We start from the raw sequence: 21,912 nt of genomic DNA, 5'->3' as shown, positions 1-21,912 counted from the left end.
GGCTCCTGGGAAGGGTTCTATTGTCCGCGAGTCGCGATGTCATGCGCGAGCCGCCGGGTAGCAAGCCGCATATGCCGTGCCACGCTTGTCTGCACGGTGTAGTCGCCGTACTGTTGGCATGTTTGACAACAGTCAAAATTGTTGGCATGATCGCCAACATGAAAGCACGACTGATCCACCGTGACAGGATGGCATTCGACGACGGCGCGATCCTCGAGATGGTGATTTGGGAAGTGCCTGAACCGGTCGAAGGCGGTTCTCATCGTTATAAATATCGATTGTTCTACGGCTACCCCGGCCACCGGCTCGTTGGATACGACAATGAGCGGCCGAAGGATGATCATCGGCATGTCGATGGCGTCGAAGAACCCTATCGTTTCACCGGGCCGCAGGACCTAATTGGGGCGTTCATCGCGGAAGTCAAGCGCAGGAGGACACTATGAAAACCGCCATTATTCGCATCCGTCGAGATACGGCCACAGCGCTCGCGGAAATGAGCGAGCGATTCGTTCAATCCTGGCACGACGGCAAATCCGACACCGATACGTTCGAGTTCGAATCCCCTAGGGCGTTGTTCTCCGTACTGACTCCAAAACGGTGGGAACTCATCGAACGCCTGCAGGCGCTCGGCGAGATCAGCCTACGTGCGCTCGCGCGTAGTCTGTCGCGAGACGTCAAGCGAGTTCATGAAGACGTCGCGATATTGCTGGAGTGGGGCCTCGTACAACGCACGCCCGAAGGGAAGATCCATGTGCCGTACGAAAAAATTCATACTGAGTTCGACCTGTTAGCCGCGGCCTGACGATTCGCGCCAGGCGGCCTCGCGCCCAAAGCGCGCAGGCGCTCCGTCACCCGGCGGCTATCCGTGCGAGTATCCGTTCCCGGTTCGCTCCAAGCTGATCACCTGTTCGGCGCGCGAGCCATTGCGCTCTTTCACCTCGACCGTCCCGTGATAGGCCACGCGCCAGCCCGCTCGTGTCGCGATGACCGGCACGTTGCCGCTCGGGCGGCTGTCGAGATCGACCAGCCCCACAGGTGGCACCGGCATATTGTTTTCAAGGGTTGCGTTGGAATTGATGACGTTGTCCTGCCACATCGAGGCCCCGCGTCGCGCTTCGAGACCCTTGCCGTCCGTATCGACGGTGTCGTCCGACGCCGCCATGCCCGCATTGTCGACGGACACGGTCCGCGCATTGGCTCGCGCGACCGGATCGGGACTGTCGATATCCTTCGTGCCATGCTCGATCGACGGCAACGGGGCGGGCTCCTTGGCCGCCACCGATGCGGGCGAGGTCGTACCCTTGTTCTGAGCGAATTCGCGCCCTTGCGTCTTCGCATCGGGCATATCACCCGCGGCCGGCGTCTTCGCCGGGCTCTTGGCCGCGATTTCGTTTTGCTGGCTCTGAGTTGGATTGTTCTGCGCGTTTTCCACGGTAGCTGTCCTCTGAAAGTTGGACGTCCTGCGGAATTTCGCGCAACGATCATGCCCGTGGGACCGCCTCGCTCCCTCACAGTTCGCCGCGCGAGCGCAATGCCGCGATGCGATCGGCCGTGCGGCATGCGATGGCTTGAATGGTCAACGATGGATTGACGCCGCCGACCGTTGGAAACACGGAACCATCGCAGATCCAAAGGTTCGGAATATCCCAACTGCGGCAGTCGGCGTTCACGACACTCGTGCGCGGATCGTCCCCCATGCGCGCGGTGCCGTTCAAATGGCACGTATCGTCCTCCTGACGCCACACTTCTTTCGCGCCGGCGGCCTCGAGCGCATTCGTCATGAAATCGAGCGCATGTCGAACCAGACGCTTATCGCTGTCGCAAAGTGAATGCGTGATGCGTGCGATCGGCAAGCCGTAAGCATCTTTCTCGTCGGCAAGCGTGACGCGATTCATTTCCTGCGGGAGCGTCTCGCCGACGATCTTCAACCCTGCTTGATGGTTGTATTTCTCCATCTCGCGATGCAGTGCTTCGCCCCAAAGGCCCCGGCCAGTTTGCACGGCGGCCCACGCGTTCGGCAACGGACCTTGGCTCATATAGCAGTAGCCGCCGAAGAAGTCCTTGCCCTCATCGGTGTAATTCCAGTGCTCGGTCATCGCCAGCGAAGGCGGACCTTTGTACCAGCGGATCTCTTCGTCCATCAGGCCCCACACGGCTTGATTGGACTGCACCATCAGATTCTTGCCGACGAGGCCCGAGCGATTCGCGAGGCCATCGGGAAAGCGAGTCGTGGCCGACATCAGCAACAATCGGGGCGTCTCGATTGCATAACCGGCCACCACCACATTGCGGGCGGGCTGAAATTGCCAGCGTCCCTCGCGAAAATATTCGACGCCGCGAGCGCGATCGTGCTCGTCGAGCACGATGCGTCCCACCATCGACAGGTCGCGAATTTCCGCCCCCGCTTTCACGGCGCGGGGAATCCACGTGACGAGTGCGCTTTGCTTCGCATTCGTTGCACAACCGGTCACGCAAAAGCCGCGATAGACGCACGGGTGGGACTTGCCGCGCGGCGCCGAAACGGTGGCGAGCGGCGTGGGGGTCCACGGGATGCCCAGCGCGTCGCAGCCGCGCGCGAGCACCAACGCGGCTGCGTTCAGTTCGTGGGCGCGGTAGGGGTAGCGAGGACGATGCGGCCCCCAGGGGTAATTGACGGGACCGGAAATCTTCAGCGCGTCTTCGACGTAAGCGTAATAGCGCCACATCTCGCGCCAATCGATGGGCCAATCCGCGCCGTAGCCCAGCAGGCTGCGCGCCTTGAACCATTCGGGACGAAAGCGCAGCGATACCATCGCGAAGTGGACCGTGCTGCCCCCCACCGCTTTACCGCTGTTGTTGCTGCCCATCTTGAGCGGCTGTTCGCCATCGCAAATGCGCTCGTCGGTCCAGTACAGCTTCGATTGATGGGTCTCGTCGGAAGCGAATTCCTCGAGCGGTCGCCACCAAGCCCCGGCGTCGAACGCCACCACACGGAAGCCCTGTTCGGCCAAGCGGCAAGCGAGCGTGCCGCCGCCCGCCCCGGTGCCGACGATCGCGAAATCGACTGCGTCGTCTTGCCGGTACTCCTGCATCGGCACCCATCCGCCCACGGTGAACACGTCGGGCGCACGCCCGTCCTTGCCGCGCGGGGTGTGTAGTGCGTCATCGCGCACGGCGGTTCTCCTCGAGCGCGCGCGCTTCGTCCCCGGGCGTGGCTTCCGCCGCTTCCCACGGATCGCGCCGGTTCGCCTGCATCCGCACATAGCCGCGCGGATTCGCGGGCCCGCCGAAGCCGATCTCGTTCCAGGCCTGCGGATGCGCATAGTACGCGCTGACAATGTCATTGAGCACACGCAAGCTGAAGAAGACATCGCACGCCATGCCTTCCCACGCGGGGTCGGCCAGCTCGCCCCGCTGCATGCGCGTCACCAGTTCGCGTCGATGCATATCGTCGATGTCGGCAAACGCCGCGCCGTGAGCGCGACGGCTCTCGGCGTCGAGCGCGGCAAGGCCGATGCGCCATGCGTCGCGCAGGGGGGGCAGCCGCGCGTCGCGATAGCCATCGCGGCCGTCATGAAGAAGCTTCATATCGACGAGCGCCGCGACTGGCACACTCGCTTGGCTCCAATCGAGGCGGCCGGTTTGTGTGCCGTCCTCGGACGCGGTCGTTTCTTGCGGCGCGGCGCGTGAGTGCGGAACGATCACCGCGCATAGCACATCGAGTGCGCGCCACTGCACATCGTTGCAAAAGCTCGGGGTGTTGCGCTGTGCGAGCCGCGCGTCTATCACCTCACGCGTCGCGTCGTCCCACGACGGCGTGTCGCGCTTGCGCATGACGTCATAGCCCGGATAGCGCGTGCGGCGCTCGGTGTTCATCGTTCCGTGTCCCTCAAACGCAACGCGGCGAGGCCCGCGGTTGCCAGTGCGGTGAAGCTCGGTGGCGCAGGCAGCGGCGGTCCGCTCAAAAGGTTTTGCGACCAATTGCGCCAGCCGCCTTGATTGCGCGCGACGCCGCGGATGTGAAAACCGACGCCGATCGCCCCGAGTGCGGCTGTCATCCGCAACCATAGGCGGGTCCACCAATTCGTCCGGGGCGGCCCGAGCGCGGCGCGCGCGAGCAGCGCGGCGGCGATCGGCGGCACGGTCACGGGCGCATACATGGCCGGGTTTTGAAAGGCACCCCGAAAATGCAGCAGCGCGACTTCACCCACGGTGCCTGCCATGCCCGCGGCCGCGAACAACGCGAGCGCTTTGCCCGCCGGCATGCCGAACAATTGCGGGTCGTGCCATGGTTCGTCGCGCAGCCGCTCGCCCACCGCGCCGAGCGCTCCGGAAAGCAGCAGCGACATCGGCGCGCCGAGCGGCGCGCCATAAAACAAGTTGTGCCAGTTGAATCGGCCCGGCCGTTTCGTGACGTTGTAAAGATGGAAGCCCGTGCCCGCGATACCGACACCGGCAGCCGCCAAATAAATGCCGTTGCGCACGCGGTGGCGATTACCCGCGGGATCGGCGCCCCCATGAAGGCCCGCAGTCAATGACAGCGCGCCGACGATGAGCGGTGCATACATCGCGCGGTTCTCGAACGAGCCGCGGTAATGCTCGACGGCCGAGTCCGCTAGCGCGGACCACGCAAGCAAGGCCGAACTGCGGTTGAATGCGCGGGCCGCATGGATGTGGGCATCCTGTTGCGTATGTGCATGCGCACGAGGTAGGACCGACGCACCCGCGTCGCGCACAGCGCGCAACGCGTGCGCGGCTGGCTCGCCGCGCTTCGTGTAGCGGGCCGCGGCGCCTTTGGTCAGCGCCGCGGCGGCTAACGCACTGGCGGTGAGGCCCAAGACGGCGACGATGCCGTCCGCCTTGCGATTCATGGGTGATGTTCTCCGTTCATAAGGCGTAGGGTGTCGCATCGGTGCGCTTGAACTCGAGACCGCAACCGGGGCGCGAGAGGTCGGGCGCGATCGCGCCGCGTTCGGCGCGCGGCGCGCCGTCGAACAACATCGATTCGATCCGTACGTGATCGTGAAACCACTCGATGTGCCGTAGCCGCGGGGCCGCCGCGGCCAAGTGGCGGTGCAGCGCCGGGGCGCAGTGCGCCGAGAGCGGAATGTGCCACGCGTCGCACAGCTGCGCCGCCTGCATGAAGCCGGTGACGCCGCCGCAGCGGGTAGCGTCCGCTTGCAGCACATCGACCGCCTGCGCTTCCAACATTCGGCGAAAATCGTCGCCTGTATACGCGTATTCGCCCGCTGCGATGTCCATCGAGGGCGGCGCAGCTTCGCGCACGAGACGCAGCCCAGCAAGATCATCCGACGAAACCGGCTCTTCGAACCACGCTACGCCCTCGCCTGCGAAGCGATCGGCGCACTGCAGCGCTTGGTTGACGGTGAGCGCGCCGTTCGCATCGACGAACAGTTCGGCGTCGCCGATCGCTTCGCGCGCGGCTTTCACGCGCTGCGGATCGCGCTCGGGCTGCGCGCCGATCTTCATCTTCACCGCGGCGCAACCATCCGCTTCGACCCAATGCGCCAACTGCTCGCGCAATCGGGCATCGTCGTAGCTCGTGAATCCTCCGCTGCCGTAAATCGGCACGCGCTCGCGCAGCCCGCCGCCGAGCAAGCGCACGAGCGGAACCTCCAGCAACTTCGCGTTGAGGTCCCACAGCGCGAAATCGAGTGCGGAGATCGCCGTTGCACACAGACCGGAGCGGCCGATGTTGCGCACACGACGCCATAGGCGCGCGGTCAACGCCCGCACGCGCGCCGCGTGCTCGTGAAGCAACGTCGTGGCTAACGTTTCCCTGATCAATGCGGCCGCGCTGGCGTCGGTGTAGGTATAGCCCAGGCCCGTGCATCCCCCCGCGTCGATTTCCACGACGACGAGCGTGGTCGACGTCCACTCGAACGTGCCGTCGGCTTCCGGTGCGTCGGTGGGAATTCGATAGGCGTGCGCGCGCACCGCGGCGATCGGCGTCACATCCAGCGCATCGGTCACGCGCGACGCGCAAGCGGTGGCTTGCGTTCGTGCGGGTGTGTTGCCGTAGGTATCGCTGGAAACGGGCCTCATTATCTTACCGGTCGTGCGGATGCGGGTGGGTGCATCGGGCAATGCTCGAAGGCGCGATGCTGTCGCCTTCGACGAACCAGCAAGCACTATGCCGCCAATTGCCATCCGCCGCCGAGTGCCTTGTGAAGCGTGGCGAGGTCGGTTTCGATTTGTGTTCGCGCCTGTATGTATTGCGCCCGTACCTGCGCCAATTGCCGTTGGGCATCGAGCACGTCGATGAACGAAGCTGACAAAGCCTTTTCGATAGCATCCGCGCGCAAGCGCTTTGTTGGGTATCCGCGGTGGTGGAGAGCGCATCCCGATACGCGAGGTCCGGTCGATAGAAGGCGAGCGCATGCGGCTCTGCGAGAAGCGCTCCGCGGCGACGATCGGCCGGGAACGCGAAGGCTTGCGGGGCTCGCGCCGCCGGGCATGCGTATTGCACGGCAACGCTCGTTTTCAAGCGTTGTGGAGGACAGGCCATGTCGAACGCAAGCGGCAAGCAATCGGATGAAAAGAGCCATGAAGAGGCGCGCATCGATCACGGGGTGGACGAAAGCTTTCCCGCGAGCGATTCGCCTGCCGTGGGTGGCGCCACGCGCATCGATCCGAAGCGATCGCCCAAGCCCGGCGAAGGCGGGGCGAGCGAGGACGGCGGCGGCAGCGACGACACGAAGGATTCGCGCGCCAAGCGCGGTGGGGCCAACCCCAGCGCCGACAGCGATAACGGTCTCAGCGGAATTGCAGGTTGAGCGCGAACGGCGATGAGTGCTGCGCCGCTGCAATATCTGACTCACGCGGCCGGGCCGGCGGCCGCTCCGACCTATCGGCTCGGTTGGGCGCTGATCGCGCTCGTCACGACAGTGACGGTGCTCATCGCCGTCCTGCTCGTGGCCGCGATCGCGAGGCGACGGCGTGTGCCGGCGGCCGGCGAGGCCGAGCGGCTGCCCGCCGACGCCGGCGGCTTGCGGTGGCTCGCGATCGGGACGGGCTTGTCCTCAGTCGCCTTGTTCGCCGCACTGGTCTATGCCATGGTCACGCTCGAATCGGTGGCCTCGCCCTCGCGCGAAGCGCCGCTGACTATCGTCGTCACCGCATACGACTGGTGGTGGAAAGTCGACTATCTCGACCCCGAGGATCCCTCGCGCCCGTTCGTCACGGCTAACGAAATTCATATTCCGGTGGGGGTGCCCGTGCGTGTGGAGCTTCGCAGCGCCGATGTGATTCATACGTTTTGGGCGCCCAAACTTGCGGGCAAGACGGAGATGATCCCGGGGCAAACCAACATGCAATGGATCGAGGCCGATGTACCGGGCGTCTACCGCGGCCAATGCTCCCAGTTTTGCGGCGTGCAACATGCGCATATGGCGTTCGAAGTCGTCGCTCAATCGCAGGCCGAATTCGATGCTTGGCGCGACGCCCAGGGGCGCAGCGCGCAGGCCGCGACCACCCGCGATGCGCGCGCGGGCCAACATATTTTCGGCGAACGCTGCGCGGGCTGCCATGCGGTGCGCGGCACCGAGGCGGCCGGCATGCAAGCGCCCGACCTCACCCACTTGGCCTCGCGCCGCTTGATTGCCGCGGGGCAAATGACGAACACGCCCGAGCACCGGCTCGATTGGATCGAGCACGCGCAGCGCATCAAGCCCGACTCGCTGATGCCGTCGATCGCGCTGCCCGCCTCCGAAGCGGCGGCGTTATCGGCCTATCTCTCCACTTTGCAGTGAGCGAAGCACGATGTCAGAGACGCCTATCTCCGCATTGCCCGGCGACCCGCCCGGCACCGTTCGCCTTTCCCGCCCGCTGCAACGCGGCGTGCTCGACGAAGCCGGGAAAGCGCGCTTGCACGAGCTGTGGGAGACGCGCCCCGGCTGGCGCGGGTGGCTTTCGACCGTCGATCACAAAGCCATCGGCCTGCGCTACCTCGTGACGGCGTTCGTGTTCTTGCTGATCGGCGGCTTGGAAGCCCTGGTGATGCGGGTCCAGCTCGCGCGTCCGAACGCGAGCATCCTCACGCCCGAGCAATACGATCAACTGTTCACGATGCACGGCGTGACGATGATCTTTCTTTACGCGCTGCCGGTGCTTTCCGGTTTTTCGAATTACCTGTGGCCGCTCGTGCTCGGCAGCCGGGACATGGCGTTCCCACGGCTCAACGCGTTTTCGTATTGGGTGTTCCTGTTCGCCGGCATCTTCCTGTATGCGAGTTTTCCGCTGGGGCAGGGGGCGGACGCAGGCTGGTTCAATTACGTTCCGCTTTCGAGCTTGACCTACGATGTCGGTCCGAATATCGACGTCTACGCGCTCGGCATGGTGCTGCTCGGCGTCTCCACGTCGGTCGGCGCGGCCAACTTCGTCGTGACGTTGCTGCGCATGCGCGCGCCCGGCATGTCGATCGATCGGATTCCGGTGCTGGTTTGGGGCACCTTGACGATTTCCGTCGGCAACTTGTTTGCGGTTCCTTCGGTGAGTTTGGCGTTTTTGATGCTGTGGCTCGATCGCCGCATCGGCATGCATTTCTTCGACGTCACCGGCGGCGGCGGGCGGGCGCTGCTTTGGCAACATCTTTTTTGGATCTTCGCGCATCCGTGGGTGTATGTGGTGGTGCTGCCTGCCATGGGCATCGTCTCCGATGCGTTGCCGGTGTTTTGCCGCAGGCCGCTCGTGGGCTACGGACCCGTCGCCATCTCGACGGTGGCGACGATGGTGGTCGGCTTCGTCGTCTGGATTCATCACATGTTCGCGACGGGTTTGCCTCCGCTCGCGCTCGCGTTTTTCGGCTCGGCCAGCATGATCATCTCCATTCCGAGCGCCGTGGCGACGTTCGCATGGATCGCCACGATCTGGCTCGGCCGTCCGGTGTTCAAAACGCCGTTTTTGTTTTTTGCCGGATTCGTCCTGCTGTTCGTCATCGGCGGCGTATCGGGCGTCATGACCGCGGCCGTGCCGCTCGATTGGCAACTGACCGACACTTACTTCGTCGTCGCGCATCTGCACTACGTGCTCATCGGCATCAACGTCTTCCCGGTTGTGGGAGGCACTTATTTTTGGTTTCCGAAGTTCACGGGCCGCATGATGAGCGAACGGCTCGGCCGCATTGCGTTCTGGCTCATGTTCGTCGGATTCAATCTCGGCTTCTTTCCCATGCACATCGCCGGCCTGCTCGGCATGCCGCGCCGGATTTACACGTATCCGCCGGACATGGGCTGGAATACGGTGAACATGCTGACTTCGATCGGCTCGTTCGTGTTCGCCTTCGGCATTCTCGTCTTCCTCGTCGATGTCATCCGCAGCCTGAAGCGCGGGCCGATCGCAGGGCCCAATCCGTGGGATGCGCCGTCGCTCGAATGGTCCGTGCCCTCGCCGCCGCCGCCCTATAACTTCGCAGTCCTACCGATCGTCGCAAGCAGGCACCCGCTATGGGAAGCGCGCATGGAAGGCGAGGCCGACAAACTGGTCGAGGCGCGCTCGCATCTCGACGAAGGTTACCTGCTGGTGCAGGGGCGCGAAGCGCTCGGCACGACCGCGTTGAGCGGCAAGCCCTATGTCATTCTGAAAATGCCCGAGGATTCGTACGCGCCGTTCATGTTGAGCGTGTTCGCCGCGTTGTTCTTCGCGGCGCTCGCGTTGCAGTGGTGGGGCGCTGCGCTTGCGATGTTGCTCGGCTGTGCGGTCTCGATCGCGCTCTGGCTCTGGCCGCAGCGCGAACTGATTCAACGCGAGCCCGCGCCTATCGAGGAGGGGTGAAATGAGCGACGATGCGCAAGCGGTCCTGCTGCGTCCGGCCAATGCGCTGCCCGTCGGCAGTGCAGGCGAGCGTGCGAGCGGCTTGCTCGGATGCGTGATGCTGATTGCAACCGAGGCGGCGCTGTTCGGCTATTTGATCTTCTCGTACCTCTACCTGGCCGTGCAGCAGACGACGCATTGGCCGCCCGAGGGGTTGCCCAAGCTCGGCCTGTCGTCGGTCAATACCGCGATCCTCATTACCAGTAGCGTGTTCGCCTGGCTGTGCGAGCGGTTCGTGCGCCGTCGGAAGAAGAAGTGGGCCGTGGCGGCAATGGCGGTGGCCGTGGCGCTAGGCGTGTCGTTCGTCGGCATTCAACTGCACGAATGGCACGACCATCCTTATGGCCCCACGTCGCACCTTTACGGCTCGCTTTATTTCACGATAACGGGGTTTCATTTGGCCCACGTGCTCGTGGGCCTCTTCGTGCTCGTGTTGCTCGGATGGTGGACTGCACTCGGCTATTTCGACGAACGACGCCATGCCGCGTTGACCATCGGCAGCTTGTATTGGCACTTCGTCGATGTCGTTTGGCTCTTCATCTTCACGACACTGTATCTGACGCCTTATTGGTTTTAGCAAATGGAAGCGAAGCGTGCCGTAAGCGGCGAACCCGTTTCGAAATGGACGCTCACGGTCGGCGTGCTGGCGACGCCGGCCGCGTGGCTCCTGCAAATTTGCGCGGGGGAGGCGTTGATCGCTCAAACGTGTTTTCCTCACGACGTGCCGTTGCACGTGCCGCTCGCGCCGGCGGTGGGATGGGGTGTCGCCGGCATGAGCGCGCTGTTGCTGATCGTCGGGGCGCTCGGCGCGTCGCTCGCATGGCGCAACTGGCGCCGCCTTGCGCGCGCGCAGCGCGGCCAGGCGCCGGATGCGCCCGATGCGAGAGTGGAGGGACAAGCTTTCGTGGCAAGGGTGGGGCTCATGGCAAGCGGATTGTTTCTGTTCGCGCTCGTGGCGACCGACGTCGCCACCGCGCTCGTCAAGGCGTGCCTCTGATGCAATGCGTCGATAACGAGGGAGAAATGGTGCCCGGCTCGTGGACTCGTGCGCTCGTTCGGCGCGCTGTGCGTGGCGTATGCGGATTCGCCTGCGTCTGGGCAATGGCAATGAGCATGACAGTGTCGTTGCCGTGCCGCGCCGGCGAATCGGCTGATGCCGCGCTGATTGCGCGCGGCGCTTATCTTGCCAAGCTAGCCGATTGCGCCGGCTGTCATACGAATGCGCCGACAGGTCAACCGCCGCGGCCCTCTGCGCCTTTCGCGGGCGGCTTGCCCATGGGCTCGCCGTTCGGCACGATTTGGACGACGAACATCACGCCCGATCCCACTTACGGCATTGGCCGCTACAGCTACGAAGACTTCGAGCGCGCGGTGCGCGAGGGAGTCGCGCCGGGCGGCAAACGCTTGTATCCGGCCATGCCGTTTCCGTCCTTCTCGAAGATCAGCGACGACGATATGCATGCGCTTTACGCGTACTTCATGCACGGTGTCGCACCGGTACCGAAACCTTCGCCCGAGACGAAGCTGCCGTTTCCGTTCAATCAGCGCCTGGGGCTTGCCGTCTGGGATGAACTGTTTGCGCCGCAGGAGCGCTTCGATCCGCGTACGGACCGAAGCGCGCAGTGGAATCGCGGGGCCTACCTCGTCCAAGCGTTGGGTCACTGCGGCGCTTGCCACACTCCGCGCGGCCCTGCCTATGAAGAGCGCGGGTACAACGACGGCGATCCGCTTTATTTGACGGGCGGAACGAACGATCACTGGTTCGCGCCGAATTTGACGGGCGATCCGGATTCCGGGCTCGGCCGCCTCTCGCCCGATGACATCGCTGCATTCCTCGAGCATGGTCATGGCGCCGGATTGGCGGCGTTCGGCAGCATGACGGAGGTAATCGAAAACAGCGGCCAATACATGACCGACGATGATCTTCATGCGATCGCGACTTACTTGAAGACGCTGCCGCCGCGACAAAGGAGCGGGCACGTGGATACGGACCCGGCTCGTAACGCGGCCACGGTCGGCGTGTTGCGAACGGGCGCGATCGAATATCCGGGTGCGGGGCTCTACAACGCTTATTGCGCGCGCTGCCACCATGCCGACGGCCGCGGCGAGCCGGGCAAGTACCCTTCGTTGGCGGGCAATCCGACGGTGGTCGCGCCGCACGCGACTTCGCTCGTTCGTTTGTTGCTCGAAGGCGGTCGCAGCGCCGAGACGAAGGGTGGACCGAAGCCGCAGCGGATGCCTTCGTTCAAAGACAAGTTGAGCGACACGGAGATAGCGCGCGTGCTCACGTTTGTCCGCAATGCATGGGGCAACGAGGCGCGGCCCGTCGCACCGCGCGAAGTTTCCCGGATGAGAAGCGTCTTGCACCGATGAGGCGCGAGCGTCTGCGTCATGCGCCGAGGCATGCGTGTTGCGGCGCATCGGACCGACATGCTGCGCTTTTGACGCGCCGTGTCGATCCTTGGAATCGTCATCGTTGAAGGAGGGAATTGAATGAAGAGCCAAACCATAGGCCGAGCGCTTCTGATGTCGGTCATGTCGGCGGCATTGGCGTGGCTTTGCCCACCATCGTTCGCGCAGCAGCCGACGACAGGCGGCGGCTCGCCGGGGATGGGAAGGACTCCGGGCGGCGAAGGGGCTGCGGGCGTTGCAGGGGCATCGGCGCCGCCGGGGATGACCGCTGCGCCGGCGCCGGACGATGGGGCGTCGACCCCTGCGCTCAGGCATCACAAGAAGCACGGAAAATCGCACCACTATCGTCGCCATGCGACCGCCGCCCAGGCGGCCTCGACCACCAAGCCGTAACGAATGCCGGTGCTGCCCGGCGTTTGCCTGGCAGGCTGCAAGCGACGAGCGCGGCCCCCATGCGGGCGGCCGCGCTCGTCATTTGCGGTTACGGGGCTAACGCCGAAGCGCGAACCGACGACGCTTATCTGCTCGACACGCGCCGTCTATGACGACCAACCCTAAAGCTTGACTCCGCCAGCCTCAGGGGCATCCGGGTCCAAGTCGTCGCGCGCCACGTCGTAGTCGGCTTCGTACTCGTCATCGGCCCCGAGGCTGCGCCAATAGGGCTCTCGTCCGTAGTACTGGTGGATCGAGGTTGCCCAGGTCGCATCGGCCATCGACGGCCAGTGCTGTTTGTCGAACCCCGGCGCGTTCTTGATGCGCTCCGAAGAGAGCGCGAGTAGGAAACACTTGCGAGTGGTGTCCAACGTCAACGCGCTCCATGGAATGGCCATCAATTTATCCCCGATGCCGAGGAAGCCGCCCGAGGACATGACCACATACGCGATGCGGCCGCTTTGCACGTCGAGCATGATGTCTTTGACCTTACCCACCTCGTCGCCGTCGGTGCTCAGAATCTTATCGCCGTCCAAGGTGCTGGCGGCCATGACATCCGGACCTGGGCCGGACGCCGTTTCGCTGCCTTTGCCGACGATGCGCGCGCCTTGCGTCATGCCGGGAGTCGTTGGGGTGGTATGGGTACGCATAGCATCTCTCCTAATCGTGTGGTGAAGCACTCGGTGCGAACGGGCCCGCTGTCGCCTGGCGAGAGTCCGCGCCCGTCGCGATCGCGCCGCAAGTCAGCGGCTCTTGCCGCCGCCGTCCATTCCGGTTCCCACCTGCCAGGCGCGTCTACCTGCGTCGGACAGTTGGCCGCAGCTATGGGTGGTGTCGGCTTCGGTGCCTTCGACTGCCATTTCGCCGCCGGGCTGCTCGAGCGACGCTTGCGGTTGCGGGTTGCGTGCGGCTACGCGCTCGTCCTGCGACTTGCCGCTGTGAACGTTCATGGAATCCTCCTTCGAAGATCACGGGGCTGTGTGAACGAGCACGCATAGAGCGTGCCTCGGCGGGGCGCCGTCCCGAGATGACCATGGCCGCGTTGGTGGCGCGCCTGTTGCTGCATTGCGCAGGTACGCGCGGCGATGTTCGGCCGGGGATGGCCGATGTGGAGCGATCTGCGATTCATGTCGGGCGACGCGGGCCTGGCTCGCCGGCGCGAACGAAATCGTCTCGTCCAATGGCGTCGAAAGGAGATCAAATGAGCACATTAGACCCCGATAGCTTGCCGTCTTCCGGCGGTTCCGAAGCGCCCGGTAGAGACACGGGCGCGTTGGGACCGAGTGATTCGTCCGACAGCGGGAGCGATATTGCCGGCGCGAAGCGGCACGAATTCGACAAGGACACCGAGCTCGATCAGCACGCGCTGGAAACCGGCGACGCGGAACTGGCCAGCGACACGGACCGCACAGGCACCGGCGAGCGCTCGTCGGCCGATGGTGATTCGACGCTGAGCGAGGACGCCGATATCGAGCCCGATCGGATCGACACGCCGGCCGACCCGAACCCGGATATCGAGCCCTGACGGAGACGGCGGCGTGGCTCAGTGAGTGGCGAAAGCCGCTGCCGAGGCTGCTGCGGGCGTAGCGGCCTGGATATCGGCGGCCTCCGGATAGAGCTGCAGCAACACGCGCAAGACGCCATTGGTCCAGCCGAAGCCGTCTTGCAGAGGATATTCGCCGCCCCCCGCCGACGCGTGCGCGGCGTTGCGGCCGATGTCGTATTTCTCGACGAGTTTGCCGGTGCGCGCGTAATAGGCGACGTTTGTGCGAATCCAGCGCGTTGCTATCGTGCGCGCGAGCGCCGTTTCGCCATAGCGGCGCAGGCCGATCACGGCGAGGTATTGCAGCGGCGCCCAGCCGTTCGGTTCGTCCCACTGCTGACCGGTCGCCACCTGCGTCGTGGCCATGCCCCCCGGCCGCAGCAAGCCGCGCTTGATCGCTTCGGCCACGGCTTTGGCTTGTTCGCGCGAGGCGACGCCGGCAAACAACGGATATACCGTTGCCGCGGTCAGGCGGTGGCGCAGCGTGCGATGGACGTAGTCGTAATCGGAGAACGCTCCGATGCGAGGGTCCCAGAGCCAGCGGCGAATGGCCTCGGCCCGTGCTCTCGCGCGCGCTTCGAAGTTTTCCGCACGCGTGGCGTCGCCCTGCAGCCGGTACGCCTTTGCCAGTGTTCGTTCCAGGCCGTAGAGCAAAGCGTTCAAATCGACGGGCACCAGCGAGGTGACATCGATCGTCGCCAGCGTGCGGTTGTCGGCGAACCAGCGCGAACTGAAGTCCCAACCGCTCTCTCCCCCTGCGCGCAAGTTGCGCCACAAGTCGGCGGGGTTACGCTGCGGCATCGAGGCGGCCGTTTCCACGTCTTCTCGATACGATTCATCGCGCGGCGCATCGCGCTCGTCCCAGTAACGGTTCAATACCGTGCCGTCGAAAAGGCGAACGACATGCCGTGCGGCGTGGCCGGGTCCGACCGTCGCCGCGCCGTCCATCCAATAGTCGTATTCGGCCTTCAATTCAGGCAGGTACTGCAGGTAGGCGCTATCGCCCTCGCGTTGCGCGAGCAGCCCGACCATCTGTGCAAAGAACGGCGGCTGCGAGCGGCTGAGATAGTAGGTGCGATTGCCGTTCGGGACATGCGAGTAGCGATCGATGAGCGCGGCGAAGTTCTTCAACTCGTCGTGCGTCAGATCGTGTCTGCCGCTGGCGGCGAGCCCCAGCATGATGAAATACGAGTCCCAGTAGTAAATCTCGTCGAAGCGCCCGCCGGGCACGATGTAAGAGGAGGGCAACGGCAACAGCGAGGACCAGGCGCCGGCCGCGGGCTCGGGATCGCGGCGAAGGACGTCCCACAGCGTATCGATATGTGCAACGACGGTTTGCTTCGGGTCGGAGACATACTGCCGGACCTCATGCCGCGGTGCGCTAAAGCGAGCTTCGACGAATTTGCGCAGATCGAAGCCCGGCTCGCCCCGGGCCGCTTCGTACGCCGCGGCGATACGTGCGGGGTCCTCCTTGGGGACCCGATCCGCGAAGGTCTTGCTGTCCGGGAACACATGGGCCAGCTCGACGGCGCGATAAAGCTCGCCCAACGTCTGCGAGGGCGGCGTGGGCACGACCGGCGAAGACTGCGCGTGCGGCTGGGAAGCCGGCGTGCGAATCGAAGCCGTCGGTGACGCGTTCGCGCGCGCCGTCACGGCGGGCGCCGCGACGGACTGACCGGCAAAGCCGAAAGCGGCAGTCAGCAGGGCGGCGGCGAGCGCATGGCGCGCGAAGGCCGAATGCATGGGCGGTTCCTCTCGTCGGGGTGGTCGAAAGCGCAGGGGTTCCGCGGCAGCGCAACACGCATGCCGCATCCCGCTGGGGTGAGAAGCGCCGAGCCGCGATGCGCGGCGGCATGCGCGGGCGTCGAACGAGACTCATGACACGGCCTGCGGCGCGAGGCCCGCAAGCCGCGCAGCTAACCCGAGCGGGCCGAGCGAATGAGGCGAGAGGCGGTACCGGTCGGATGCGACATGGCGGCGCGCAGCGCGCCGCTCGTCGATTCAAGGGGCTTTATGGGCGCTTCGGGGCTGGACACGCCAGCCTTGGCGCATCATTGCAAATGCTGGCCGCCGTTGATCGAAACGTTGGCTCCCGTGACGAAGCCCGCTTCGTTAGAACACAGGTAGGCGACCAGCGCGGCGACTTCCTCCGGTTGCCCTAGACGTCCTACCGGAATCTCGGGCAGGATTTTCGTGTTCATGATTTCTTCCGGCACCGCCATGACCATGCGCGTGGCGATGAAGCCCGGCGAGACGGTGTTGACGGTCACGCCTTTGCGCGCGAGTTCGAGTGCAAGCGATTTCGTGAAGCCGTGCATGCCCGCTTTAGCGGCTGCATAGTTGGTTTGCCCGAACCCGCCCTTACAACCGATGACCGAAGAAATGTTGACGATGCGGCCCCAGCCCCGGGCGGTCATGCCTTCGTACCATTGCTTCGTCATATTGAACACCGAGTCGAGATTGGTGCTGAGCACCGCGTCCCAACCGTCCTTTTCGAGCTTCTTGAAGCTCGCGTCGCGGGTAATGCCGGCGTTGTTGACGAGAATGTCGATGGGGCCGATCTCGCTCTTGATCTGATTGGCGCAGCGCACGCACGAATCGTAATCGGCCACGTCGACGGGATAGGCGCGGAACTGCCTTCCGGATGCCTCCATGCGCGCCAACCACGCATCGGCGCCCGTGTTGCTCGGCGAATAGGTGACCACGACGGCGTGGCCGACGTCATGCAGCCTTATGCTGATCGCTTCGCCGATGCCACCCATGCCCCCCGTGACGAGGGCAATTCTTTTTGTCATGTCTTTTCTCCATTGACGAGTGTTTGACGAAGTGAAACTTCGGCCGGTGCGGCGCAGGCCTCTCAAACTGCACGCACGGCCTTACCGGGCCTGCCGCGAACTAGCGCAAACGCGAGCAGGCTTCGAGAATCGAATTGCCGTTCTCGGTGATGCGCGGGCGCAGCAAGCCGATGTCCTCGGCTTGCTCGAGCGCGATCAGATGGCGCTCGAGCAACGTGCCGAGTTCGGCGCGATCGCCGATCTGATCGGGAGCGTCCTTAACGAGCATCAAAGTGGCGAGTTCGTGTGGGCTCAGCATGCTTGTCTCCAATCGGCTGAAGAGGGTCGGTCCGTGTCCTCAATTGACGCGCGGTGCGGGCTGCACCAGTAGTACTTAATGCATCAATCACATCGTCGACGAAACGCACTGAGAAAAACCGGAAAGAATTCCGGTTGAGAAACGTAAAACGGGTGACGAACGGAATGGCTATTCATATGACGCTATAAAACGTTTTCGATTATTTATTTGCCCTGCGCAGGCCAAGGTACTAATTACCCGCCGCAGGCACGCATCCTGCGGGTGATACGGTAATTGTTTCGGTGACCCGGCTGGTTCACGCCGGCCAGGCGCGATTCTTGGTTGGCGCAATACTAATACCGTCGTCCGCAGTTCGCAATATGGGAGAGCGATCTATGTCTACTTCCCCATTTGTTCTGACAGGTGTGAAAGGTATGACAGGGTGTACATTAACTTTCAAATGTGTTCGCATGATGTCTATGCGCCGCAATGCGAATCGTTTAATTTTCCCGTCACATTTTTGAGTTCGCGCGAAAACGACCTCGTCCGGTCCGGTTATTGCTGGGGTGGCATATCGCGACCGCTAACGGAGGAACCCCCCATGCAAGAAAGCCAGGAACCGAAGAACCCCGGAGATGAAGCGCCGCCCGAGGCGCCCGGAGTTGGCGAAAGTCCGTGCCGCGTCTGCCGCGGGACGGGCATGGTCGAGGATCAGCCGTGCACGATCTGCGGCGGAACAGGACGAGTACTGCAGGGTATCGGCGGCGGATAGCGGATCGCCCCGTGCGCTGCGACGATGCGCCGCGCACGGGCGCGACAACGGTGTGAGCGCGCGCTGCGCGGCTATGCGAGCTTAGTGATGATCGCGCCGCGGCACCGTGCCCGAGGCGACGCCCGTCGTGTCCACGTTCTCCACATTCGAGTCCCAGTAAGGCGAGCTGCCGTAGTAAGTATGCAACTCGTTCGCCCATGCGGCGTCGGCCATGACCGGCCAATGATCCTTATCGAAGCCCGGCGCGTTGCGCACCGTCTCGGAACTCACGGACAGCAAGAAGCACTTGCGATCGGTGTCGAGCGTGAGGGCGCTCCACGGAATGGCGAGCAGCTTATCGCCGATGCCTAGGAACCCGCCGCTCGACATCACCGCGTAGGCAATCCGGCCCGTATAGACGTCAAGCATGATCTCCTTGATCTTGCCGACGTCCTCGCCGTCGGAACTCATGACCTTGTCGCCGTCGAGCGTGCTCGCGGCCATCACATAGGGTCCCGGGCCTTCCGCCGTCGTGCTGCCTTTACCGACGATGCGGGTCTCGCCGCGGCCGCTCATGGGATCGGGTGAAATGCTCATAGCAATGCTCCTTTCATGTATCGATCTATACGGGCCGGCAGTGGCGCTCGTCCCTACGGGCGATGCCTTTGCCGACCGCTATGCCCAACTGTCGAATTGGCTGCTTCGGCCGGTTTGCCGATGGAGCCGATTGGGTCGATCCTCCTATTTGTCCATTGCATCTCTACTGCACTCGTGCGATCGCCTTCGAAACTGCCGCGGGGCTGTCATAGTTCTTATCCGGCAGCCGATCGAGCAGTTCGACGATTTCGCGGTCGGCGTGGTGCGCGCGCGCCGTTTCCGAGAGGCGCTCACGCGTCGTCGGATAATCGATGCCCGCCAACGCTTTTTGCACGGCGACCGGCGAGGGTTGTCCGGGGTGCCGATGGTCTTGCGAGTGGGCCGGATGTTGGGCCATGTATGCCTCCTTGGACGAGGTTGAACACGCCATGGAGTCCAGCAACGACTGTTCCATCGACGCGTGCGCGGCGCGCTTGGCGCCGGTGTGCGGACCCCCTCGCGCGGGTCGTAAATCGTGCAGCGACGGTGCAGTCTTTGCCACCTTCCTCGCGGCTCGACAAACACGGCAAGGTATGGGCATTGCTCGTCGAATGAGCGATTCTTTCCCATCTCTTTTGCCACCTTTTGACAGGACGCAAGCCATGCGCTCAGACCCCGACCTCGATCGGCTTTGCATCGATACGATTCGCACGCTTGCCATGGATGCCGTGCAGCGCGCCAACTCGGGCCACGCGGGCGCCCCCATGGGGCTCGCTCCCGTGGGTTATCAACTGTGGCAAAACCACTTGCGTTACGACCCGGATGAACCCTTATGGCCCAACCGCGACCGCTTCGTGCTTTCGGTGGGCCACGCGTCGATGCTGCTGTACGCGTTGTTGCACTTGGCGAACGTGAAAGCCGTGGACGAGCACGGTTGCCCCACGGGCGACGCCGCCGTTTCGCTCGACGATATCGAACATTTCCGGCAGCTCGACAGCAAGACGCCGGGCCACCCCGAATACCGCATGACGACCGGCGTCGAAACGACCACCGGCCCGCTCGGTCAGGGGCTTGGCAACAGCGTCGGCATGGCGATCGCCTCGCGGTGGTATGCGGAGCGCTACAACCGCGAGGGCTTCACATTGTTCGACTATCACGTCTATGCGCTCGCTGGCGACGGCGATCTCATGGAAGGTGTGTCGCACGAAGCTGCCTCATTGGCGGGGCACCTGCGCCTTTCCAATCTCACATGGATCTACGACAGCAATCGCGTCACGATCGAAGGCGCCACCGACCTCGCCTATAGCGACGACGTGCAGTCGCGCTTCCGCGGATATGGGTGGCATACGCTGACCGTCGAGGACGCGAACGACTTATCGGCGTTGGAGGCGGCCTTCGCGGCCGCGAAGCGCATGACCGATGCGCCGACGCTGATCGTCGTGCACAGCGTCATAGGTTGGGGGGCGCCGCACAAGCAAGGCACGGCAGCCGCCCACAGCGACGCGCTCGGCGAAGAGGAAGTGGCCCTCGCCAAGCGCGCCTATGGTTGGCCCGAGGACAAGCAGTTCTACGTGCCGCCGCATGTTCGAGAGCGTTTCGCCGAAGGCGTGGGCGCGCGCGGCAAGCAAGCGCGCAGCGAATGGCAGTCGCGGCTCGATGCGTATGTGCAGCGCTATCCCGAACTGGCGCGCGAGCTGCAGCTGATCGAGCATCATGCGTTGCCGCAGGGTTGGGACGCGGGGCTGCCCTCGTTCGAACCGGACGCGAAAGGCGAGGCGACGCGCGCATCGTCGGGCGAAGTGTTGAACGCGATCGCCGCGCGGGTACCCTGGATGTTGGGCGGCGCCGCCGATCTCGCGCCTTCGACGAAGACGCTGCTCAAATTCGAGGGCGCCGGCAGTTTCTCGGCCGACACGCCGAGCGGAAGGAACCTGCATTTCGGCGTGCGCGAGCACGCGATGGGTGCGGTGGCCAACGGCCTCGCCCTTGCGAATTTGCGGCCCTATACGGGCACGTTCCTGATTTTCAGCGATTATATGAAGCCGCCGATCCGTCTGGCCGCGCTCATGGAGATCCCCGTGGTTTTCGTCTTCACGCACGATTCGATCGGGCTTGGCGAAGACGGGCCTACGCACCAACCGGTCGAACAGCTTGCCTCCTTGCGTGGGGTGCCCGGGCTCACTGTGCTGCGCCCGTGCGATGCGAACGAAGTGCGCGAGGCGTGGTGCGTCGCGTTGAGCAACGCGCGGCGCCCCACCGCACTCGTGCTTTCGCGTCAACCGTTGCCCACCCTCGATCGCGCACGGTATGCGCTGGCCGAAGGGTTGCGGCGCGGCGCCTATGTGCTTGCCGATCCTCCCGATGGGGCCGCGCCGCAAGTGCTCCTCATCGCTACGGGCAGCGAAGTGCATCTGTGCATGCAAGCGTTCGAACGCTTGACGCAAGAAGGGATTGCCGCGCGTGTGGTGTCGATGCCGTCGTGGGACATTTTCGAATTGCAGGACGACGCTTACAAGGACGCCGTGCTGCCGCCCGCAATCGACGCGCGCGTTGCGGTCGAGCAAGCAGCGACGATCGGATGGGACCGGTGCGTCGGCCGCACCGGGGCGAAGATCGTCATGCATACGTTCGGGGCATCGGCGCCGATACGAGACCTGCAGGGCAAGTTTGGATTCACGCCCGATCACGTTTATGAAGCGGCGAAGCAGCAGCTCGCGCGTGTCGTCGGCTCGAGCGGATTGCCTGGCGGGAATTGAGCGGGGTCCGCCGCGGCGCCCGCGGATGGATGGTCCGATAGGGTTTTAGCCGCGCGGGGCGGCGGGCGCCGCCCCACGCTCCCGCCGCCGGATTCGCGGTGGGGCGCTCCCGCTTACTCTTGATGTCCCTTATAAGTTTGATCGTTTTGCTGCGGAGAATAGCCGCCCGTGCCCGATGGGCTTTGCTGGTCCATGCCCGGCGATACCGTCGAGCGGCCCGAACCCGTGCCGGTGGCGCCCGGGCTACCGTAGCCGCCCCGGTTGCGGCGGTTGCGCATCGAGGGGGTCTGGTCGTCCGTGCTCGTGTTGCCGCCGTTCATGCCCGGCTGGATGCCCGGCTGTTCCAGCGTATTGCCGCTCGGGGCCGCGCCGCCGCGTACCCCCGCGCCCGAGCCGCCGGCGCCACCCGCGCCCGCGCCGGCTGAGCCGCCGGCGCCCTGAGCATACACGCCCCCTGCGCATGCGATAGCGAGGGCAGAAACCAGCAGCGTCTTCGTCGTGGTCTTCATACGGTCCTCCATCTGAGTGTGTACTAAGTACTGGATGCGCGCCCAATTTCA

General features: G+C 64.3%; 25 protein-coding genes. 11 read left to right on the top strand and 14 right to left on the bottom strand.

Annotated elements, in window-relative coordinates; translation table 11 throughout:
- Window positions 1-158 precede the first annotated feature (158 nt).
- Together QQS38_RS04900 and QQS38_RS04895 are read left to right on the top strand one after the other, a co-directional pair.
- Window positions 159-443: a toxin-antitoxin system TumE family protein gene (locus tag QQS38_RS04900; protein ID WP_479644250.1), complete on the top strand. Its 285-nt coding sequence runs from the start codon at window positions 159-161 to the stop codon at window positions 441-443.
- Window positions 440-802, top strand: a complete 363-nt coding sequence (locus tag QQS38_RS04895; protein ID WP_479644249.1) for an HVO_A0114 family putative DNA-binding protein — start codon at window positions 440-442, stop codon at window positions 800-802. Before QQS38_RS04900 ends, QQS38_RS04895 begins: the two co-directional genes overlap by 4 nt.
- A gap of 57 nt (window positions 803-859) precedes the next feature.
- Here QQS38_RS04895 and QQS38_RS04890 read toward each other — a convergent pair whose 3' ends face one another.
- The 6 genes from QQS38_RS04890 to QQS38_RS04865 all read right to left on the bottom strand — a co-directional run bounded on the left by QQS38_RS04890 (window position 860) and on the right by QQS38_RS04865 (window position 6,278).
- Complete coding sequence (locus QQS38_RS04890; RefSeq protein ID WP_479644248.1) at window positions 860-1,432, bottom strand: DUF3005 domain-containing protein; 573 nt, start codon at window positions 1,430-1,432, stop codon at window positions 860-862.
- A gap of 76 nt (window positions 1,433-1,508) precedes the next feature.
- Window positions 1,509-3,152 carry a GMC family oxidoreductase gene (locus tag QQS38_RS04885; protein ID WP_479644247.1) on the bottom strand — a complete coding sequence of 548 codons (1,644 nt, stop codon included), beginning with the start codon at window positions 3,150-3,152 and terminating at the stop codon, window positions 1,509-1,511.
- Window positions 3,142-3,855 (bottom strand): gluconate 2-dehydrogenase subunit 3 family protein, encoded by a 714-nt coding sequence (locus QQS38_RS04880; protein WP_479644246.1) that lies wholly within the window; start codon window positions 3,853-3,855, stop codon window positions 3,142-3,144. Before QQS38_RS04880 ends, QQS38_RS04885 begins: the two co-directional genes overlap by 11 nt.
- A complete protein-coding gene (locus QQS38_RS04875) occupies window positions 3,852-4,850 on the bottom strand; it encodes a hypothetical protein (RefSeq protein ID WP_479644245.1) in 999 nt (332 codons plus the stop codon). Before QQS38_RS04875 ends, QQS38_RS04880 begins: the two co-directional genes overlap by 4 nt.
- A 16-nt stretch (window positions 4,851-4,866) precedes the next feature.
- Window positions 4,867-6,045 (bottom strand): enolase C-terminal domain-like protein, encoded by a 1,179-nt coding sequence (locus QQS38_RS04870; protein WP_479644244.1) that lies wholly within the window; start codon window positions 6,043-6,045, stop codon window positions 4,867-4,869.
- An 86-nt stretch (window positions 6,046-6,131) separates the two neighbouring features.
- Window positions 6,132-6,278: a TolC family protein gene (locus tag QQS38_RS04865; protein ID WP_479644243.1), complete on the bottom strand. Its 147-nt coding sequence runs from the start codon at window positions 6,276-6,278 to the stop codon at window positions 6,132-6,134.
- A gap of 228 nt (window positions 6,279-6,506) precedes the next feature.
- On the opposite strand from QQS38_RS04865, the gene QQS38_RS04860 reads away from it, so the two are divergent.
- The 7 genes from QQS38_RS04860 (at window position 6,507) to QQS38_RS04830 (ending at window position 12,615) form a co-directional block, all read left to right on the top strand.
- Window positions 6,507-6,776, top strand: coding sequence for a hypothetical protein (locus tag QQS38_RS04860; protein WP_479644550.1), 270 nt, complete (start codon window positions 6,507-6,509; stop codon window positions 6,774-6,776).
- Between the two features lie 12 nt (window positions 6,777-6,788).
- Complete coding sequence (coxB, locus tag QQS38_RS04855) at window positions 6,789-7,751, top strand: cytochrome c oxidase subunit II (protein WP_479644242.1); 963 nt, start codon at window positions 6,789-6,791, stop codon at window positions 7,749-7,751.
- A 10-nt stretch (window positions 7,752-7,761) separates the two neighbouring features.
- A complete protein-coding gene (gene ctaD, locus QQS38_RS04850) occupies window positions 7,762-9,771 on the top strand; it encodes a cytochrome c oxidase subunit I (protein ID WP_479644241.1) in 2,010 nt (669 codons plus the stop codon).
- A 1-nt stretch (window position 9,772) separates the two neighbouring features.
- Complete coding sequence (locus QQS38_RS04845; RefSeq protein WP_479644240.1) at window positions 9,773-10,387, top strand: cytochrome c oxidase subunit 3; 615 nt, start codon at window positions 9,773-9,775, stop codon at window positions 10,385-10,387.
- Between the two features lie 3 nt (window positions 10,388-10,390).
- Window positions 10,391-10,807 (top strand): hypothetical protein, encoded by a 417-nt coding sequence (locus QQS38_RS04840; RefSeq protein ID WP_479644239.1) that lies wholly within the window; start codon window positions 10,391-10,393, stop codon window positions 10,805-10,807.
- 110 nt (window positions 10,808-10,917) lie between these two features.
- Window positions 10,918-12,183: a c-type cytochrome gene (locus QQS38_RS04835; protein ID WP_479644238.1), complete on the top strand. Its 1,266-nt coding sequence runs from the start codon at window positions 10,918-10,920 to the stop codon at window positions 12,181-12,183.
- A gap of 120 nt (window positions 12,184-12,303) precedes the next feature.
- Window positions 12,304-12,615 (top strand): hypothetical protein, encoded by a 312-nt coding sequence (locus QQS38_RS04830; protein WP_479644237.1) that lies wholly within the window; start codon window positions 12,304-12,306, stop codon window positions 12,613-12,615.
- A 161-nt stretch (window positions 12,616-12,776) separates the two neighbouring features.
- On the opposite strand, the gene QQS38_RS04825 is transcribed toward QQS38_RS04830, so the two are convergent.
- Both QQS38_RS04825 and QQS38_RS04820 read right to left on the bottom strand, forming a co-directional pair.
- Entirely contained in the window at window positions 12,777-13,304 is a 528-nt protein-coding gene (locus tag QQS38_RS04825) for a PRC-barrel domain-containing protein (RefSeq protein WP_479644236.1), read from the bottom strand.
- A 93-nt stretch (window positions 13,305-13,397) separates the two neighbouring features.
- Entirely contained in the window at window positions 13,398-13,604 is a 207-nt protein-coding gene (locus QQS38_RS04820) for a hypothetical protein (RefSeq protein WP_479644235.1), read from the bottom strand.
- 251 nt (window positions 13,605-13,855) lie between these two features.
- On the opposite strand from QQS38_RS04820, the gene QQS38_RS04815 reads away from it, so the two are divergent.
- On the top strand, window positions 13,856-14,179 hold the full coding sequence (locus QQS38_RS04815) for a chemotaxis protein (protein WP_479644234.1): 324 nt from the start codon (window positions 13,856-13,858) through the stop codon (window positions 14,177-14,179).
- 18 nt (window positions 14,180-14,197) lie between these two features.
- Here the strand turns inward: QQS38_RS04815 and treF are convergent, their stop codons facing one another.
- The 5 genes from treF to QQS38_RS04790 form a co-directional block, all read right to left on the bottom strand.
- Window positions 14,198-15,940, bottom strand: a complete 1,743-nt coding sequence (treF, locus tag QQS38_RS04810) for an alpha,alpha-trehalase TreF (protein WP_479644233.1) — start codon at window positions 15,938-15,940, stop codon at window positions 14,198-14,200.
- Window positions 15,941-16,248: 308 nt separating this feature from the next.
- Complete coding sequence (gene phbB, locus QQS38_RS04805) at window positions 16,249-16,992, bottom strand: acetoacetyl-CoA reductase (RefSeq protein ID WP_479644232.1); 744 nt, start codon at window positions 16,990-16,992, stop codon at window positions 16,249-16,251.
- A 100-nt stretch (window positions 16,993-17,092) separates the two neighbouring features.
- Window positions 17,093-17,290: a hypothetical protein gene (locus QQS38_RS04800; RefSeq protein WP_479644231.1), complete on the bottom strand. Its 198-nt coding sequence runs from the start codon at window positions 17,288-17,290 to the stop codon at window positions 17,093-17,095.
- Window positions 17,291-18,122: 832 nt separating this feature from the next.
- Window positions 18,123-18,617, bottom strand: coding sequence for a PRC-barrel domain-containing protein (locus QQS38_RS04795; protein WP_479644230.1), 495 nt, complete (start codon window positions 18,615-18,617; stop codon window positions 18,123-18,125).
- A gap of 163 nt (window positions 18,618-18,780) precedes the next feature.
- Entirely contained in the window at window positions 18,781-19,014 is a 234-nt protein-coding gene (locus QQS38_RS04790) for a DUF2795 domain-containing protein (RefSeq protein WP_479644229.1), read from the bottom strand.
- 244 nt (window positions 19,015-19,258) lie between these two features.
- On the opposite strand from QQS38_RS04790, the gene tkt reads away from it, so the two are divergent.
- Window positions 19,259-21,352: a transketolase gene (tkt, locus tag QQS38_RS04785; protein WP_479644228.1), complete on the top strand. Its 2,094-nt coding sequence runs from the start codon at window positions 19,259-19,261 to the stop codon at window positions 21,350-21,352.
- Between the two features lie 113 nt (window positions 21,353-21,465).
- Here the strand turns inward: tkt and QQS38_RS04780 are convergent, their stop codons facing one another.
- Window positions 21,466-21,861: a hypothetical protein gene (locus QQS38_RS04780; RefSeq protein WP_479644227.1), complete on the bottom strand. Its 396-nt coding sequence runs from the start codon at window positions 21,859-21,861 to the stop codon at window positions 21,466-21,468.
- Window positions 21,862-21,912 lie beyond the last annotated feature (51 nt).

It is taken from the genome of Trinickia sp. Z7 (assembly GCF_056498045.1).
This window is presented reverse-complemented; position numbering and strand designations above follow the sequence as displayed.